The sequence below is a fragment of the Mesorhizobium koreense genome (genome assembly GCF_031656215.1).
Classification (GTDB): domain Bacteria; phylum Pseudomonadota; class Alphaproteobacteria; order Rhizobiales; family Rhizobiaceae; genus Mesorhizobium_L; species Mesorhizobium_L koreense.
In genome coordinates this window covers 4,755,028-4,770,686 of the sequence record NZ_CP134228.1, presented here as the reverse complement: position 1 = coordinate 4,770,686, position 15,659 = coordinate 4,755,028, and the positions used below count along the sequence as shown (strand labels likewise).

The 15,659-nt window shown below is 64.6% G+C and carries 15 protein-coding genes; 6 read left to right on the top strand and 9 right to left on the bottom strand.

All coding sequences use genetic code 11. The annotated features are described in order from the left end of the window. The first annotated feature begins 2 nt into the window (after nucleotides 1-2). The gene (glcF, locus tag RBH77_RS22715) at nucleotides 3-1,358 is read left to right on the top strand and encodes a glycolate oxidase subunit GlcF (RefSeq protein WP_311029843.1); all 1,356 of its coding nucleotides are present in this window, start codon (nucleotides 3-5) and stop codon (nucleotides 1,356-1,358) included. On the opposite strand, the gene RBH77_RS22710 is transcribed toward glcF, so the two are convergent. Continuing rightward, nucleotides 1,319-2,275, bottom strand: coding sequence for a bifunctional 5,10-methylenetetrahydrofolate dehydrogenase/5,10-methenyltetrahydrofolate cyclohydrolase (locus RBH77_RS22710; protein WP_311029842.1), 957 nt, complete (start codon nucleotides 2,273-2,275; stop codon nucleotides 1,319-1,321). The two genes, glcF and RBH77_RS22710, sit on opposite strands and share 40 nt — an antisense overlap. Before the next feature lie 165 nt (nucleotides 2,276-2,440). On the opposite strand from RBH77_RS22710, the gene RBH77_RS22705 reads away from it, so the two are divergent. After that, entirely contained in the window at nucleotides 2,441-2,596 is a 156-nt protein-coding gene (locus RBH77_RS22705; protein ID WP_311029841.1) for a hypothetical protein, read from the top strand. Nucleotides 2,597-2,705: 109 nt separating this feature from the next. Here the strand turns inward: RBH77_RS22705 and RBH77_RS22700 are convergent, their stop codons facing one another. Then, the gene (locus RBH77_RS22700; RefSeq protein ID WP_311029840.1) at nucleotides 2,706-3,551 is read right to left on the bottom strand and encodes a L,D-transpeptidase; all 846 of its coding nucleotides are present in this window, start codon (nucleotides 3,549-3,551) and stop codon (nucleotides 2,706-2,708) included. Nucleotides 3,552-3,810: 259 nt separating this feature from the next. Between RBH77_RS22700 and RBH77_RS22695 the strand changes: the two genes are divergently transcribed. The 4 genes from RBH77_RS22695 (at nucleotide 3,811) to hisG (ending at nucleotide 9,321) form a co-directional block, all read left to right on the top strand. Further along, nucleotides 3,811-4,449, top strand: coding sequence for a DNA-3-methyladenine glycosylase I (locus RBH77_RS22695; RefSeq protein ID WP_311029839.1), 639 nt, complete (start codon nucleotides 3,811-3,813; stop codon nucleotides 4,447-4,449). 956 nt (nucleotides 4,450-5,405) lie between these two features. After that, nucleotides 5,406-7,031 carry a histidine--tRNA ligase gene (gene hisS, locus RBH77_RS22690; RefSeq protein ID WP_311029838.1) on the top strand — a complete coding sequence of 542 codons (1,626 nt, stop codon included), beginning with the start codon at nucleotides 5,406-5,408 and terminating at the stop codon, nucleotides 7,029-7,031. Between the two features lie 226 nt (nucleotides 7,032-7,257). After that, nucleotides 7,258-8,379, top strand: coding sequence for an ATP phosphoribosyltransferase regulatory subunit (locus RBH77_RS22685; protein ID WP_311029837.1), 1,122 nt, complete (start codon nucleotides 7,258-7,260; stop codon nucleotides 8,377-8,379). Between the two features lie 246 nt (nucleotides 8,380-8,625). After that, nucleotides 8,626-9,321: an ATP phosphoribosyltransferase gene (gene hisG / locus RBH77_RS22680; RefSeq protein ID WP_311029835.1), complete on the top strand. Its 696-nt coding sequence runs from the start codon at nucleotides 8,626-8,628 to the stop codon at nucleotides 9,319-9,321. Between the two features lie 4 nt (nucleotides 9,322-9,325). Here the strand turns inward: hisG and RBH77_RS22675 are convergent, their stop codons facing one another. The 7 genes from RBH77_RS22675 to RBH77_RS22645 all read right to left on the bottom strand — a co-directional run bounded on the left by RBH77_RS22675 (nucleotide 9,326) and on the right by RBH77_RS22645 (nucleotide 15,567). Further along, nucleotides 9,326-9,712: a DoxX family protein gene (locus tag RBH77_RS22675; RefSeq protein ID WP_311029834.1), complete on the bottom strand. Its 387-nt coding sequence runs from the start codon at nucleotides 9,710-9,712 to the stop codon at nucleotides 9,326-9,328. A 128-nt stretch (nucleotides 9,713-9,840) separates the two neighbouring features. Further along, a complete protein-coding gene (fumC, locus tag RBH77_RS22670) occupies nucleotides 9,841-11,232 on the bottom strand; it encodes a class II fumarate hydratase (protein ID WP_311029833.1) in 1,392 nt (463 codons plus the stop codon). A 96-nt stretch (nucleotides 11,233-11,328) separates the two neighbouring features. Next, the gene (locus tag RBH77_RS22665; protein WP_311029832.1) at nucleotides 11,329-12,585 is read right to left on the bottom strand and encodes an aminopeptidase; all 1,257 of its coding nucleotides are present in this window, start codon (nucleotides 12,583-12,585) and stop codon (nucleotides 11,329-11,331) included. A gap of 49 nt (nucleotides 12,586-12,634) precedes the next feature. Continuing rightward, nucleotides 12,635-13,042 (bottom strand): Fur family transcriptional regulator, encoded by a 408-nt coding sequence (locus RBH77_RS22660; protein WP_311029831.1) that lies wholly within the window; start codon nucleotides 13,040-13,042, stop codon nucleotides 12,635-12,637. A gap of 71 nt (nucleotides 13,043-13,113) precedes the next feature. Continuing rightward, complete coding sequence (locus RBH77_RS22655; protein WP_311029830.1) at nucleotides 13,114-13,914, bottom strand: metal ABC transporter permease; 801 nt, start codon at nucleotides 13,912-13,914, stop codon at nucleotides 13,114-13,116. Beyond that, the gene (locus tag RBH77_RS22650; RefSeq protein WP_311029829.1) at nucleotides 13,898-14,692 is read right to left on the bottom strand and encodes a metal ABC transporter ATP-binding protein; all 795 of its coding nucleotides are present in this window, start codon (nucleotides 14,690-14,692) and stop codon (nucleotides 13,898-13,900) included. The genes RBH77_RS22655 and RBH77_RS22650 overlap by 17 nt, the downstream gene beginning before the upstream one ends. Then, the gene (locus RBH77_RS22645) at nucleotides 14,689-15,567 is read right to left on the bottom strand and encodes a metal ABC transporter solute-binding protein, Zn/Mn family (RefSeq protein WP_311029828.1); all 879 of its coding nucleotides are present in this window, start codon (nucleotides 15,565-15,567) and stop codon (nucleotides 14,689-14,691) included. Before RBH77_RS22645 ends, RBH77_RS22650 begins: the two co-directional genes overlap by 4 nt. Between the last annotated feature and the right edge of the window lie 92 nt (nucleotides 15,568-15,659).

Below are 15,659 nucleotides of genomic sequence, written 5' to 3'. Positions count from 1 at the left end.
CCGTGCAGACCTCCTTCACGCTCGCCCAACTCGCCGACCCGCATGTCGCGGAGTCGGAGAAGATCCTCCGCGCGTGCGTCCATTGCGGCTTCTGCACGGCGACCTGCCCGACCTATGTGACACTCGGCAATGAACTCGATAGCCCACGCGGCCGCATCTATCTCATCAAGGACATGCTGGAGGCCGGCCGTGACGCCGACGCCGAGACGGTCACCCATATCGACCGTTGTCTCTCCTGCCTCGCCTGCATGACGACCTGCCCGTCCGGCGTGCACTACATGCATCTGGTCGACCACGCCCGTGCCCATATCGAGAAAACGTATCGCCGGCCGCTCCTCGACCGCGCCATCCGCGCCATGCTGGCGGCGGTGCTGCCTTATCCGGAACGTTTCCGCGCCACGCTTGGTCTGGCGAGGCTCGGCCGTCCCTTCGCGCCACTCTTGCGGCGCATTCCGGCGCTGAAGCCGCTTGCGGCGATGCTCTCGCTCGCGCCGGCGCATTTGCCGGAAAAGAAGGCACCCCCCGCCGTCCGGCCGGAAGGCACATCGCGCGGTCGCGTCGCGATCCTCGCAGGCTGTGCGCAATCCGTGCTCGACCCCGGCATCAACGAAGCGTCAGCGAGGCTGCTCGCACGCCTCGGCGTCGAGATCGTCGCCGCGCCTGGAGAGGGGTGCTGCGGCGCGCTGGTCCACCATATGGGCCGCGAGGCCGACGCGCTCGATTTCGCCCGCAACAACATCGACGCGTGGATGCAGGCGATCGACAATGGCGGGCTGGATGCGATCCTCATCACCGCGTCCGGCTGCGGCACCACGATCAAGGATTACGGCTTCATGCTGCGCCTCGATCCCGCCTATGCGGAGAAGGCCGCGCGCGTGTCGGCGCTGGCGAAGGACATCACCGAATATCTGGCCACGCTCGACCTACCGGCGCCGGCGACCGCGTCCGGCCTTGCGGTAGCCTATCATTCCGCCTGCTCCATGCAGCACGGCCAGAAGATCACGCGCCAGCCGAAGGATCTTCTGAAGAAGGCCGGCTTCGTGGTGAAGGAGCCGCGCGAGGGGCATCTGTGCTGCGGCTCGGCCGGCACCTACAACATATTGCAGCCGGATATCGCTGGTCGCCTGCGCGACCGCAAGGTCAGGAACATCGAGGCGACGGAGGCGGCGCTCATCGCCACAGGCAATATCGGCTGCATGACGCAGATTGGAAGCGGCACGGCGCTGCCAATCGTCCACACCGTCGAACTGCTCGACTGGGCCTGGGGCGGCCCGAAGCCGGCCGCGCTCAAGGATATCCGACTTCCGGCGCCGTCCGCTCAGGAAGCCAGCCGCTCGGCCTCGGTGCCGGCGCCGTAGGTCGCCTCGTAGAATTCGCGCTGGCGCCTGAGCGCCACCATCGTGTTGCGCAGAAGGATCGCCACCGTCACCGGACCGACGCCGCCCGGCACCGGCGTGATCCACGCCGCCACCTCGCGCACATTTTCGGTATCGACGTCGCCGACAAGCCGGCTCGTCCCGTCAGGCGCGGTCTCGGCGTTGATGCCGATGTCGATCACCGCGGCGCCCGGCTTCACCATGTCCGACTTGATGAGGCGCGGCTTGCCGACGGCGACGAACAGCGCGTCGGCGCGCCTGGCATGCGCCGCCACCGACCGCGTCATGTGATGGCAGACCGTCACCGTCGCCCCTTCGCTCATCAGGAGGAAGGCGATCGGCTTGCCGACGATCTCCGAATGACCGACGACCACGACTTCCAGCCCCTTCAGTTCGAGGCCGGTTTCCTTGAGCAGTTCCACCGACGCCGCCGCCGTGCACGGCGCGAGGTCGAGCTGGTTGTAGACGATGTTGCCGATCGAGGCGGGATGCATGCCCTCCACATCCTTCAGCGGATGCACGGCGCCTTGCAGCATACGGATCGGGATATGGTCGGGTACCGGGCGCTGGATGATGATGCCGGTCACGCGCGGGTCGACATTCATGCCGCGGATTGCCGCTTCCAGTTCGCCGGCGGTCACGCTGTCGGGAAAATGTCTTTCCTCGAACTCGATCGTGGCCTGCTCGGCCTTGCGCCGCTGGTTGCGCACGTAGACCTGCACGGCGTCCGTGTCGCCGACGCTGATCGAGACGAGCCTCGGCATCCAGCCCTGCGCGCTTGCCGCCTCCGCTTCGGCGCGCACTTCCGCGAGAATGCGCGCCGCGACCGGCGCCCCCTTGAGATAGCGGTCGTCGCCGGGCGGAGCGCCAAGTGGCTTGCCAGATGGCTTGATAGTCACATTCGTTCTCCCAGGATGTGGCGCGGACACTGACCTTTTTTCGTGTGAAAAGGCAACAGGATTGCGAAGTAGGCTGCACCGTACGCGACACCGTGCCGCCCGTCCCCCTCCGATGGAACGAAGTCCGCTCGAAGCCAGTTAAGGAGAACGGATTGGGAGATGACGATGAAGATGCTGTTCCTCGCCCTTTTGGCTTTTACAGGCTACCGGCTGGCGGTCGGCATACGCCGGGAAAACGCCGACGAGCCGCTGCTTCTGCGCAACCGGCACGCCCGGACGATGAAGCGGCGAGGGCAAGGCGCATTGCGCGCCCGCGATTGAATGTCTGCCTGAAAGCGAAAGGGCAGCGCGGTTTCCCCTCCGCGCTGCCCCGGCTCGCGTCGGAACGAAGCCCTATACCCCTCGGGCTCCGCTCCTTCCCCCGCGATTCCTAAAGTACCACCACCTTTGTGCCGACTTTGACGCGTTCGTAAAGGTCAACCACGTCCTGATTGCGCATCCGGATGCATCCGGACGAGACATTGTGGCCGATTGTCCACGGTGCGTTGGTGCCGTGGATGCGATAGAGCGTGCCGCCGAGGTAGAGCGCGCGCGCGCCGAGCGGGTTGTTCAGCCCGCCTTCCATATGGACTGGTAGCACGCGCCCCTTCGCTTTCTCGCGCTCGATCATCTCGGACGGTGGCGTCCAGCCGGGCCATTCCGCCTTCTTCGTGATTGCTTCGGTGCCTGTCCAGCCGAAGCCTTCCTTGCCGACGCCGACACCGTAGCGGCGGGCCTTTCCGTCTGCCTGCACGAGGTAGAGGAATTTCGTCTTGGTATCGATGACGATCGTGCCCGGCTTCTGCGGCCCGTCGTACGCGACTTCGCGCGGCAAAAACTTCGGGTCGAAGGGCTGCTTCATCTCCTTTTCGGTGTACATCGGCACGACCTTGGGTGCCCGATTCGGCCCCTGCGGCACGACGTAAGCGTTTTGAAGATTGGGAGTGTTTTGCCTGTCGTGCCTCTCCTGAAGATCGGGTGCCGGCATGCGGGCATAGGCTGTGCGCGAGGGCAGTGGATCGCCGGGCTCGTAGCGCTCCACCCGGTAACGTTTCACCGGCGCCGGCTGGACCCGGACACCCCTCGGCACTCGCCGAAGCTGCAGCACCCAGGGCGCCGACAGGTCGGGGCTCACCACCAGCGGCGGCGGTTCGGCGTAACGCTGGCCGGCTGCGGAAGGGCCGGAAAGAAGCGCCAGCGCGACGGCCGCGCCGAGGATCGGATACATGCTTTTCATGACGACACCATTCGGACCAGTACGTTCGGTACGGGAACGAAAGCGGCTTGACGCGCGCCCCGCCCCCGGGTTTTCGTCGTTGAATGTGCGCTTCGGCTGCAAGCAAAAGGTGAATCGCAATCGATAAGATGCGGGATTTTCTTGAAAGCTTTCGCTGTGGTTACCGGCGGGTTCCCGAATCTGGTAAAGACCAAGTAAATATGCGGGATCAATGCGTTAGGGCGCATGTCCTGAATCATTTCATGACCGGAGTGAGAAAATGGATGAAGAAAGGCCGGGACTGATAGAGGGGACCGACGGCCGCACGCGCTGCTTCTGGCCGGGCGCGGACGAACTCTATCTCGCCTACCACGACCATGAATGGGGAAGGCCGGTCGACGACGATACGCGGCTCTTCGAGAAGATGTGTCTGGAGGGGTTCCAGTCCGGCCTCTCCTGGATCACCATCCTGAGGAAGCGGGAGAATTTCCGCCGCGCCTTCGCCGGCTTCGATATCGAGAAGGTGGCTTCCTTCGGCGAGGCCGACATCGAGCGCATGCTGGGCGACGCCGGCATCATCCGCCATCGCGGCAAGATCACGTCCGCCGTCAACAACGCCCGCCGCACCATCGACCTGATCGAAGAGAAGGGGTCGCTCGCCGCCTATTTCTGGAGCTTCGAACCGGCGGCGCATGAGCGTCCGGCGCTGGTCGATCTGGCCACCCTGAAGGCCAACCCGACCACACCCGCCTCGACCGCGCTCTCAAAGGATCTGCGCAAGCGCGGCTTCACCTTCGTCGGCCCCACCACCATGTACGCCCACATGCAGGCCATGGGCATGGTCAACGACCACATCGAAGGCTGCTTCTGCCGTGCGGAGGTCGAGGCGGAGAGGGGAGCATTCGCGCGGCCGGGATGACGCCCGCAATCCTCTTCCCGGCTTTGTCATTCTAGGGCGAGCGAAGCGGAGCGATCCTCGCCGCTTCGTCATTCTCGGGTCGCGCTCCGCCTCGCTTGCCCGGTGAATGACAAGGATAGAGGGCGTCGAAACCGTGGATAGGATCGCCGGGTTATTTCCGTAACCTGCTCTTTCCGCTCACCATTCGTATTTTCTTTCTCGCTGCTTCTCCACGCCTTCCGAGCTTCCTCCATAATCCCCGTCAGTTCCTTCCATCGGGAACACCGATCATGACGGTGGTTTGGTGGGAAGGGACCGGTGCCTCCGGCGGTGGGTTAACGTGACCCGGGCTCAGAGGGAGGCGGCTGCCGTCCTTCTCAATAGGAAGACGGCACTCGAAAAGAGAGCCGGCGGGCGCGGTATGTCGCCGTGCCAGTCAATAACATTGAGAGGCATGGCCTCGCGCCCGCTTCCCAGTTCCTTGATAATGGCCAGACCGGAAACGGGGCGTGGTGAGGATGAAGCATGTCTGCAACGTAAAGATGGATCGTCTCCTGCCCTTTCGCACCCCCCTCTGTCCTGCCGGACATCTCCCCCTCAAGGGGGAGATCGGCTGTCGCTACCGCGTCTGCAACCTTCAAAGCTGCAGAAGAGGTGCAGGCGGCGCGGCCGGTTCAATCTCCCCCCCTTGAGGGGGAGATGTCCGGCAGGACAGAGGGGGGTGCGCAAGGGCGCAGGACGAGAAGAACGTTCGCAAAGGCAATGAGCATCGGGCAAGCACCCCAAACGCCCGACCGAGTATCGTGCCCCTGCGGAGCCTCGCTGCGCAAGCGACGGTACGGGCGCGAGCGAAAGGAAACCTCGCGTGAGCGAAACAAACCCAGAGTGAAGGGAAACTCCCAAACCCTTGCCGCCTGTCGCCCATTCGGCTACCACGCGCTCACGAAAATCCCCGATCTGCCTGACAGAAGAACGAAATGCCCGACAAGCAGGAAAAGATGAAGGCGCGGCTGCCGCGCGGTTTCGCCGACCGCACGCCGGAGGACATCCGCGCGGTGGACGAGATGGTGGCGAAGATCCGCGCCGTCTACGAGCTTTACGGCTTCGAGCCGGTGGAGACGCCGCTGGTCGAATATACCGACGCGCTCGGCAAATTCCTGCCCGATCAGGACCGCCCCAACGAGGGTGTTTTTTCCTTTCAGGACGACGACGAGCAATGGCTGAGCCTGCGCTACGACCTGACCGCGCCGCTCGCCCGCTACGTCGCCGAACATTACGAGCGCCTGCCGAAGCCGTACCGCAGCTACCGCGCCGGCTGGGTGTTCCGTAACGAGAAGCCCGGGCCGGGCCGCTTCCGCCAGTTCATGCAGTTCGATGCCGATACGGTCGGCACGCCGGGCGTGGCGGCAGATGCCGAGATGGCCATGATGATGGCCGACGTGATGGAGGCGCTGGGGATCGCGCGCGGCGACTACGTCATCCGCGTCAACAACCGCAAGGTGCTCGACGGCGTGCTGGAAGCGATCGGCCTAGGTGGCGAGGAGAATGCGGGACGACGGCTGACGGTACTGCGCGCCATAGACAAGCTGGACAAGTTCGGGCCGGAAGGGGTGCGCTTGTTGCTCGGCCCCGGTCGCTGGGACGGCGGCAAGGAAGGCGAGGGGGATTTCACCAAGGGCGCGGGGTTGGATGAGCGGCAGATAGAGAAAGTTATTATATTCACACTCCTTCAATCAGGCGCTGTGACGGAACTAGAAGATGTCACTAATCTTTCGGACGAAGCGGCGAGAGAAAGGGGCGAAGTTCTTGAATTTAAATCAGATAACGGCGAAGAAGCTGGGCGATTTGTAGAATCGAACAAGGGGATCATTGACGGCTTGCTGGGGCACTTTGGCTCCAATCAAACCTCTAGGAGCGGCATCGAAGAACTCCGCTCTATAGCAGAGATGGTCGAAGCAGCCGGCTATGATCGCAAACGCATCCGCATCGACCCCTCCGTCGTCCGCGGCCTGGAATATTACACCGGCCCCGTCTACGAGGCCGAACTGCTCGCTGAAATCCCCAACGAGGACGGCGTGGTCGTGCGCTTCGGCTCGGTCGGCGGCGGCGGGCGCTATGACGGGCTGGTGTCGCGCTTCCGCGGCGAGCCGGTGCCGGCGACGGGTTTTTCCATCGGCGTCTCGCGCCTGATGACGGCGCTGAAGAACCTCGGCAAGCTTTCGAGCGCCAATGAGGCCGGCCCAGTCGTCGTGCTCGCCATGGACCGCGACACGGAAAGCCTCGGCCGCTACCAGAAGATGGTGTCGGAGCTTCGCCATGCCGGCATCCGCGCCGAGATGTATCTCGGCGGCTCAGGCATGAAGGCGCAGATGAAATACGCCGACCGGCGCGGCGCCCCTTGTGTCGTCATCCAGGGCGGCGACGAGCGCGCGAAAGGCGAAGTGCAGATCAAGGACATGGCGCTGGGCGAGGAGCTTTCCAAGGAGATCGCCGACAACGCCGAATGGCGCGCAAGCCGCCCGGCGCAGGTCTCCGTGCCCGAAGCCGACCTCGTCGCCACCGTGCGCAGCATCATCGAGGCGCAGAAGGCGGAGCGTAATTGAAAGCGTCTGGACAGGATCGCGCGGGTCCAGGCACCCCCCTCTGGCCTGCCGGCCATCTCCCCCTCAAGGGGGGAGATCGGCAGCTTGACGCTCGGCGCCTTCTCTCACGCGCCATTGCTGATTGGGGGGGCGCGTCGTGCAAGCTGATCTCCCCCCTTGAGGGGGAGATGGCCGGCAGGCCAGAGGGGAGTGAAGGGCCGCACATGCCTTTCTCCGGACGCCCTGCATGACCCTCCGCCCCCCCGCCATCGCCGCCGATATCCTCGAGCTCTTCGCCGAGCGCAAGGCGGAGCCCATCGATATCGCCATTCTCCAGCCGGCCGATCCCTTCCTCGACATGGCGGGCGAGGATCTGCGCCGACGCATTTTCCTGACCGAGAGCGAGACCGGCAAAAGCCTCTGCCTCCGGCCCGAATTCACCATTCCCGTCTGCCTCGGCCATATCGCCTCGCATGCCGGCACGCCGCGCCGCTACGCCTATCTGGGCGAGGTGTTCCGCCAGCGTCGCGATGGCCCCTCCGAATTTTTCCAGACCGGCATCGAGGATCTCGGCGAACGCGATGTGGCGGCCGCCGATGCCCGCTCCGTCGCCGATGCACACGCGCTTCTGGAGAAGGTGCTCCCGGGCCGGAAACTTGCCGTCACGCTCGGCGACCAGGGCGTGTTCGAGGCGGTGCTGGCCGCGCTCGGCTTGCCGCGCGGCTGGCGCATGCGGCTCGCCCGCGCCTTCGGCGCACCGGACATTCTCGCCGCCGCGCTCGACCAGCTGACCGCGCCGGCCGGCAACGGCATGCTGGAGGAGCCGGTCGCGTCGCTGGTTGCCGCCGCCGATCTGCCGGGGCTTTCGCTTTTCATCGAGGATGAGATGCGCGAGGCCGGCCTGTCGCCTTCCGCCGGCCGCAAGCCGGACGACATCGCGCGCCGGCTTCTGGAGAAATCCGAGCTTGCCAGCGTGCGGCTTTCCGAAACCGCGCTGGAGGCGCTGAAAACCTTCCTGGCGATAAACGTACCGTTCGACCGCGCCGCCGAGACGCTGGCCGAGTTCGCGCGAGGGTCGAAACTTTCCATGAGCGCGGCGCTCGCCCGCTTCGCCGAGCGCGCCGAGGCGCTGGCCACCCACGGCCTGCGCTCGGCGGAAATCCGATACGACGCTGCCTTCGGCCGCCCGCTCGATTATTACACCGGCCTCGTCTTCGAGATCGCTGCGGAAGGCGGCGAGCGCCCGCTCGTCGGCGGCGGCCGCTACGACCGGCTCCTGACCCTGCTCGGCGCGCCGAAGCCCATCCCCGCGGTCGGTTTCTCCGTCTGGCTCGACCGCGTCGAGGAATTGCGGGGAGAGCGGCGGTGATTTTTTGCTTTTTGACCCCAATCTCTACTAGGGCAGGCGTTCGCGTATGAAGTTCGACCCCCACTCCGTCACGCTTTGCGTGACACCTCTCCCCCGCTCGACGGGGGAGAGGAAATGCCCGTTGCAAGGCTTGGCTCCCTTCCTCTACCCCACGAAAGTGGGGGAGAGGTGGCCCGCGAAGCGGGACGGAGTGGGGGACATTCGGCCAAACGTGATCGCCCTGCCTCTTAATCGGGAGGTCCGCCCGTGACCATCACGCTGGCGCTTCCCTCCAAGGGCAGGCTGAAGGAACAGGCGACGGAAGCGCTCGCGCACGCCGGGCTGGTCATCGAGGCGCCTTCGGATGCGCGGCAGTACAACGCCCGCATGAAGGACTTCGAGGGCGTCGAGATCGCCTATCTCTCCGCTTCCGAGATCGCCCGCGAGGTTGGCGAGGGTCGCGTCGATCTGGGCGTCACCGGTGAGGATCTATTGTGCGAGACCTTCTCCGACTGGTCGGAGCGCATGGAGATCGCCGCGCGTCTCGGCTTCGGCCGTGCCGATGTGGTCGTCGCCGTGCCGGAGGTCTGGCTGGATGTCGCCACCATGGCCGACCTTGATGACGTGGCGGCGGATTTCCGCCAGCGTCACGGGCGGCGGCTCACCATCGCCACCAAATACTGGCGCCTCACCCAGCAGTTCTTTTCGGGCAAGCACGGAATCCAGGTCTACCGCATCGTCGAAAGCCTCGGCGCCACCGAAGGCGCACCGGCGGCGGGGCTGGCGGATGTGATCGTCGACATAACGACGACCGGCTCCACCTTAGGGGCGAACCGGCTGAAGGTCCTGGAAGACGGGGTGATCCTGAAGTCCGAAGCCTGCCTCGTCCGCTCCAGAAGGCGAAGCGGCGATGCGGCGGTTGTCGCCGGCATCGCCGCGAGGCTTGCGGGTAACGCGGGCTGAGTATTCAGGCAGCCCGCCGTCCATCGAGCGAGATGGAGCCCGCGCCTTCGACGGCCAGCGCCAGGAAGCCGCCGGCAATCGCGAGGTTCTTCAGGAAATTGATCATCTGCGCCTGGTCGGCGAAATCCGTATGCGCCACCAGCGCCGTCGCCACAGAGAAGAGGGCGAGCACCCAGGCCGCGATGCGGGTCTTGAAGCCGATCAGGATCGCAAGTCCGTCGAGAAACTCGATCAGGCCGACGATCACGGCCGTCGCGGTCGGCGCCGGCAGGCTGTAATTGGCGAAATAGGCAGCGGTGCCGGCGATATTGGTCAGCTTGCCGAAACCGGACATGACGAAGATGATCGCAAGCAGGATGCGCGCGACGAGCAGGACGACATTGGCGGGCATGGTGTGTGGTCTCCTTTGACTGCCGCCCCTCTACCCGAATTGCCTTCCCCGCGCGATCATCCATCTCATGCACAGTGCGGATACGAATTGTGAACGATACAATAGAAGTCGTTCACAAAGTCACATTATCACCCCGGATGCGTCATGTCCTTCGGCTTGACGATGCGGTCATAATCCGCCTCCGAGACGAGCCCGCTCTTGATCGCCTCGTCGCGCAGAGTGGTGCCGTTCTTGTGCGCGGTCTTGGCGATCTTGGCAGCGTTGTCGTAGCCGATGGTCGGCGCCAGCGCCGTCACCAGCATCAGCGAACGGCCCATCAGGTCGGCGATGCGCTGCTCGTCGGCCTCGATGCCGGCGACGCAATTCTCGGCGAAAGAGCGCATCGCGTCGGCGGTGAGCCGGATCGATTGCAGCACGTTGAGCGCGATCACCGGCTTGAAGACATTGAGCTCGAAATGCCCCTGGCTGGCGGCCATCAGCACGGCGGCGTTGTTGCCGATCACCTGCGTCGCCACCATGGTCAGCGCCTCGGCCTGGGTGGGGTTGACCTTGCCCGGCATGATCGAGGAGCCCGGCTCATTCTCCGGCAAGCGCAATTCGCCAAGACCGGAGCGCGGCCCCGAGCCGAGGAAGCGGATATCGTTGCCGATCTTGAAGAGATCGGTGGCGAGTGCAGAGAGGCTCCCATGGAAATTCGCCAGCGCCCCGTGCGAGGCCAGTCCCTCGAACTTGTTTTCCGCCGTGCGGAAAGGCAGGCCCGTGATCTTCGCCAGCTTGGCTGCGATCGCGGTATCGAAGCCTACCGGAGCGTTGAGGCCGGTGCCGACGGCGGTGCCGCCCTGCGCCAGCGCATAGACGTCGCCCAGCGCCTGCTCGATGCGTTTCCGGCCGAGTTCCAGCGCGGCGACATAGCCGGAGAATTCCTGGCCGAGCGTCAGCGGCGTGGCGTCCTGGGTATGGGTGCGGCCGATCTTGACGATGCCGGCGAAGGCCTTTGCCTTGGCGTCAAGAGCGGCCGTCAGTTCCTTCAGCGCCGGCAGCAGGAGCGCCGTCGCCTGCATCGCCGCCGCCACATGCATGGCGGTCGGGAAGGTGTCGTTGGACGACTGGCTCTTGTTGACGTGGTCGTTCGGATGGACCGGCTTCTTGGAGCCCATCTGGCCGCCGAGCGTCTCGATCGCGCGGTTCGAAATGACCTCGTTGGCGTTCATGTTGGTCTGAGTGCCCGAGCCCGTCTGCCAGACGACGAGCGGAAAATGTTCGTCGAGCTTGCCGTTCGCCACCTCATCCGCCGCCGTGGCGATGGCCTTGCCGAGCGCCGGGTCGAGCAGACCGAGTTCCATGTTGGTCTCCGCCGCCGCTCGCTTGACGAGCCCCAGCGCATGGATGAGCGGCAGCGGCATCCGCTCACCGCCGATCCTGAAGTTCTGCCGGCTGCGCTCTGTCTGCGCCCCCCAATAGCGGTCGCCGGGAACTTCGATAGGGCCGAATGTGTCGGTCTCGGTACGTGTCGTGGTCATCATTGCCTCATTGGAATCCGGCGGCACCATATGGACGGGGTGCACCTGCGTCCAGATGGAATATGGAAGCGGTCCGGAAGCCGAAACCAGTCGGCTCTACGCCCACTCGCCCTTGCGGAAGACAGGTGTGCGGGAGCCGTCCTCGGCGATGCCGTCGATGTCGATCCTGTCGGAGCCGATCATCCAGTCGATATGGATCAGGCTCTTGTTGCCGCCCTGCGCCGCGATCTGTTCGGGCGTCAGCTTCGCCCCGCCAAGGAAGCACTTCGAATAGCATTGGCCGAGTGCGATATGGCACGACGCGTTCTCGTCGAACAGCGTGTTGAAGAAGAGGATGCCGCTCGCCGAGATCGGCGAGGAATGCGGCACGAGCGCCACTTCGCCGAGCCGTCGCGCGCCTTCGTCCGTCTCGAGCACCTTCGCCAGCACGGCTTCGCCGCGCGCTGCCTTGGCTTCCACGATGCGACCTTCCTCGAAGCGCACGGAAATCTCGTCGATCAGCGTGCCCTGGTAGGAGAGCGGCTTGGTTGAGGAGACATGGCCTTCGACGCGTCGCGAGTGCGGCGTGGTGAAGACCTCTTCGGTCGGGATGTTGGGATTGCAGACGATGCCGTTCTTGGCGGTCGATGCGCCGCCCTGCCATTCGTGCCCGTCGGCGAGGCCGATGGTGAGGTCTGTGCCGGGGCCGGAATAATGCAGCGCGCGGAAGCGCTTGCCGTTCAGCCATTCCGTCCGCTTCTTGAGTGCTGCATTGTGCGCTTCCCAGGCACCGATCGGATCGTCGCTGTCCACACGCGAGGCGGCGAAAATCGCGGCGGCGAGCTTCGCCACGGCGACCTCTTCGGCGTCATCGGGGAAGACCTGCTTGGCCCAGGAAGCGCCTGGATAGGCGACGATATTCCAGTTGATGTCAAAGCCGGTGATCTTTTCAAGCGCCGGCTGGTAGGCGAGCGAGTTCGCCTTGTTGGCGCGCGCCACCTTGGTCGCGTCCTCGTTCGACAGGAGCATCGGATTGTCGCCGACGATGGCGAGCCGCGCGGTGTTTTCGGAGAATGCCTTGGCGACGCCTTCGTAAAGCCAGCCCGGCGCGCGGTCGAAGCCCTCGTCCGGTGCGTTGCGGAAGCGCGAAAGCGTGATCTCCTCGTCCGACAGGATCGGCGTCACCAGCCCGGCGCCGGCGCGGTAGGCATGGTCGGCGATGCGGCGCACGAGCGGCAGCGCAGCCGCAGGAGCGGTCAGGAACAGGTTTTGTCCGCGCTCCAGCCTGAGCCCGACCTTGACGGCGACTTCCGCCAGCCTGTCGAGCTTTGCGGGATCGATGGAAGCCTGGATGCTGCGCTGGTGCGTATTCATGCGATTGAGCCTCGATGGATGTTGATATGGAACTTATTGAAAGATGGCGTCACGCCGCCTTGGCGCAGTCGGCGCAAAGCCCGCGGATTTCAACGGTTGTCTTCTCCGGCCGAAAGCCGGAACGCGCGCTGATGCCGTCGACGAAGGCACGGAAATCCGCGTCGTGGATTTCCGAGACCGCGCCGCAGCGCTCGCAGATGGTGAAGCCGATCGGCTCGCCGTCATGATGGACGTGGCCGTCGGCATGCGCGCAGGCGACGAAGGCGTTCATGCTCTCAAGCCGGTGCACGACGCCGAAGCCGCGAAGCTGATCGAGCGCGCGATAGACCTGGAGCGGCGCGCGAAAACCCTCGTCACGCAACTGGTCGAGGATCTGGTAAGCGCTGAGCGGTGTACCAGCGCGTTCCAGCGCCGCGAAAACCAGCTTCTGGTTTTTGGTGAGTTCGGTGGTCGTCACGCTTCCTGCCATTCTGCCGGGTCAAGGTATAACGTAATGACGGATGGCGCGCTGGGCAACATGGCGAAGGATCAGGCCGCCCGCAATTTGTTGGTGATTGCGGCAAGGAGATAGGCGCCGGCGCCGAGCGCGGTGATGAAGAAACTCGTCGGCCAGTCAGTGATGTAGGCGAGCGACAGGCTCACCCACGCGATGGCGACGGCGATCACGACTGAGACGACGATCCCGACGAGAACGCCGCGTGTGATAAGAAGCGACGTCGCGGCCGGCGCCACCATCAGCGCGAAGACGAGAAGCACGCCGACGATCTGCGTAGCCTCGGCCGTCGCTATCGCGACGATGATCATGAAGAGCGTGGAGACGAGTTCGAGCCTGACGCCCCTGGCTTCGGCAAGTTCCGGCTGCAGGCTGGCAAAGAGAAGCGGGCGGGCGATGAGCGTCAACCCCGCGAGCGTGACGAGAGCCATCACGGCCAGCACCAGCACCGTACGCAAGCTGATGCCGAGCACGTTGCCGAAAAGCGCGCTCGTCGCCTGCGCGGCGTTGGAGGTGTAGAAGTGCAGGAAGAGCAGGCCGAGCCCGAGCGACAGCGTCAGGACGATGCCGATCGCCACGTCGCGATGCGCCCGCTCGCCAAGCAGGCCAATGCCGATGCCGGCCGCGAGCGTGAACGCCGTCAGCCCGAAGAAAGGAGAGACCCCGACCAGTACCGCACCGGTCGCGCCGGGGAAACCGACATGTGCGAGCGCATGGCCGGCAAAGGTCTGGCCTCTCAGCACCAGGAAATAGCCGACCGCGCCGGCGACCGCACCAACGATGGCCGAGGCTGCGAAGGCATTTCGCATGAACTCATATTCAAGCATCGTGAGCATGCGCGTGCCCCTCCAGTTCGACGCCGTCGGCCATGACGAAGACGCGGCCTTCCACACGCACGACGTGAATATGCGTGCCGTAGAGTCGGGACAGCACCGGCCCGCTGATGATTTCGTCCACCGGGCCGATGGCCGCCTTGCTGTTGCCGACATAAAGCACCTTGTCCGCTGCCTTGATAAGCGGATTGATGTCGTGCGAGCAGAAGATGACGGCGATGCCAAGCTGCTCGCCAAGTTCCCGCGCGAGCTCGATGATGGTGCGCTGGTGCCCGGCATCGAGACTGATCAGCGGCTCGTCGAGAAGCAAAAGCTTCGGCTCACCTGTGAGCGCCTGCGCAATCAGGATGCGCTGGCGCTCGCCGCCTGAAAGCCGGTCGAAAGAGCGCCTGGCGATGTCGGTGGCGCCCACCTGTTCGAGCGCTTTCCATGCCGCGACTTTCTCGGTCGCCGAGGCCACCGGCCAGCCCCAGCGATGGCCTCCGGTCGCGCCGGCGACGAGGTCGAAGCCGGTGAGCGAGGTCTGCACCGAACCGCGGCGAAGCTGCGGCACGTAGCCGATGGCCGGATTGCCGCGCCGCGGTGCCTTGCCCAAGACGGAAATCGTCCCGCCCTGCGCGCGGACCAGGCCGAGGACCGCCCGTAAGATGGTGGTCTTGCCGGAGCCGTTGGTGCCGAGAAGCGCAACGAATTCGCCTTGCTCCACGGTGAAGGAGACGCCGGAAAGGACCCGGCGCCCGCCATAGGCAAGCGTTACCTGGTCGAAGCTGACTGCGCTCATTGGGTGCGCGCGGCAAGCGCCTTCTCAATGGCCTCGATCTGCCCGCCGAACCAGCTCTGGATGGTCTGGCCGGCTGGCATGGTTTCCGTTACGCCGATGACGGAAACCTTGTTGGCACGGGCGATATCGAGAAGATGTTCGGTTGCCTGGTCGGTCACCTGCGAATTGTAGAAGAGCGCCTTGGCGGACCCGTTTTTCAGGCTCTTCTCGAAGGCGATGACCTGCCCTGGCGTCGGCTCGGCGTCATTCATGACGGCAGTCTGGAATTCTACGTTCAGCATTTTGAAGCCGAGCGCTTCGGCCATGTAGCCGAAGACCGGCTCGGTCGCCGTCACCTCCGTGCCGCCATAGGCCTTGCGGACGTTTGCGATTTCCTTGCCGATCTTAGCCATCGAAGCGGTGAATTTTGCGAGGTTTGCCTTGTAGTCGGCGGCGTTTGCCGGATCACGCTTCGCAAGCTCGCCGGAAAGCGCCTTTGCGACGGCAGGAAGTGTTGCGGGGTCGTACCAGAGATGCGGGTTGTCGCCCTCCTTCCTGCCGGTGAGCGAGGCCGAGACGATCGCCGTGCGGCTACTGGCGGAGGAGGCCGAGACGAGCTTTTCCATCCATGGATCATACCCGGCACCGTTATAGATCACGATTTCCGCGTCAGCGACCGCCCGCGCGGTTGACGGGCTGGTCTCGAACAGATGCGGATCCTCATCGGGATTGGAGAGGATACTGGTAACCGCGACATGGTCGCCGCCGATCTGTCGGGCGAGATCACCGTAGAAATTCTCTGCGGCGGCAACAGTTACCCTGTCGGCGGCAAGCGCACCGCAGGACAGAAACGGAGCGGCCGCCAGCATGATGGTCGCGAAGAGAAAAGAGCGCATAAATGATTCCTTCGGCAGTGGGATGATGGATGCCGATCGGTTGGAAGCTCGTTACGTAACAATATAACATTTACCGCAGGGGAAAAGCGCTT

Bases quoted from the DNA above. Each gene is read 5' to 3' on its own strand.
- RBH77_RS22705 (WP_311029841.1), top strand. From the start codon at position 2,441: ATGAAGATGCTGTTCCTCGCCCTTTTGGCTTTTACAGGCTACCGGCTG.
- RBH77_RS22645 (WP_311029828.1), bottom strand. From the start codon at position 15,567: ATGCGCTCTTTTCTCTTCGCGACCATCATGCTGGCGGCCGCTCCGTTT.
- RBH77_RS22700 (WP_311029840.1), bottom strand. From the start codon at position 3,551: ATGAAAAGCATGTATCCGATCCTCGGCGCGGCCGTCGCGCTGGCGCTT.
- RBH77_RS22665 (WP_311029832.1), bottom strand. From the start codon at position 12,585: ATGAATACGCACCAGCGCAGCATCCAGGCTTCCATCGATCCCGCAAAG.
- RBH77_RS22655 (WP_311029830.1), bottom strand. From the start codon at position 13,914: ATGCTCACGATGCTTGAATATGAGTTCATGCGAAATGCCTTCGCAGCC.
- RBH77_RS22675 (WP_311029834.1), bottom strand. From the start codon at position 9,712: ATGCCCGCCAATGTCGTCCTGCTCGTCGCGCGCATCCTGCTTGCGATC.
- fumC (WP_311029833.1), bottom strand. From the start codon at position 11,232: ATGACCACGACACGTACCGAGACCGACACATTCGGCCCTATCGAAGTT.
- RBH77_RS22695 (WP_311029839.1), top strand. From the start codon at position 3,811: ATGGATGAAGAAAGGCCGGGACTGATAGAGGGGACCGACGGCCGCACG.
- RBH77_RS22685 (WP_311029837.1), top strand. From the start codon at position 7,258: ATGACCCTCCGCCCCCCCGCCATCGCCGCCGATATCCTCGAGCTCTTC.
- RBH77_RS22650 (WP_311029829.1), bottom strand. From the start codon at position 14,692: ATGAGCGCAGTCAGCTTCGACCAGGTAACGCTTGCCTATGGCGGGCGC.
- hisS (WP_311029838.1), top strand. From the start codon at position 5,406: ATGCCCGACAAGCAGGAAAAGATGAAGGCGCGGCTGCCGCGCGGTTTC.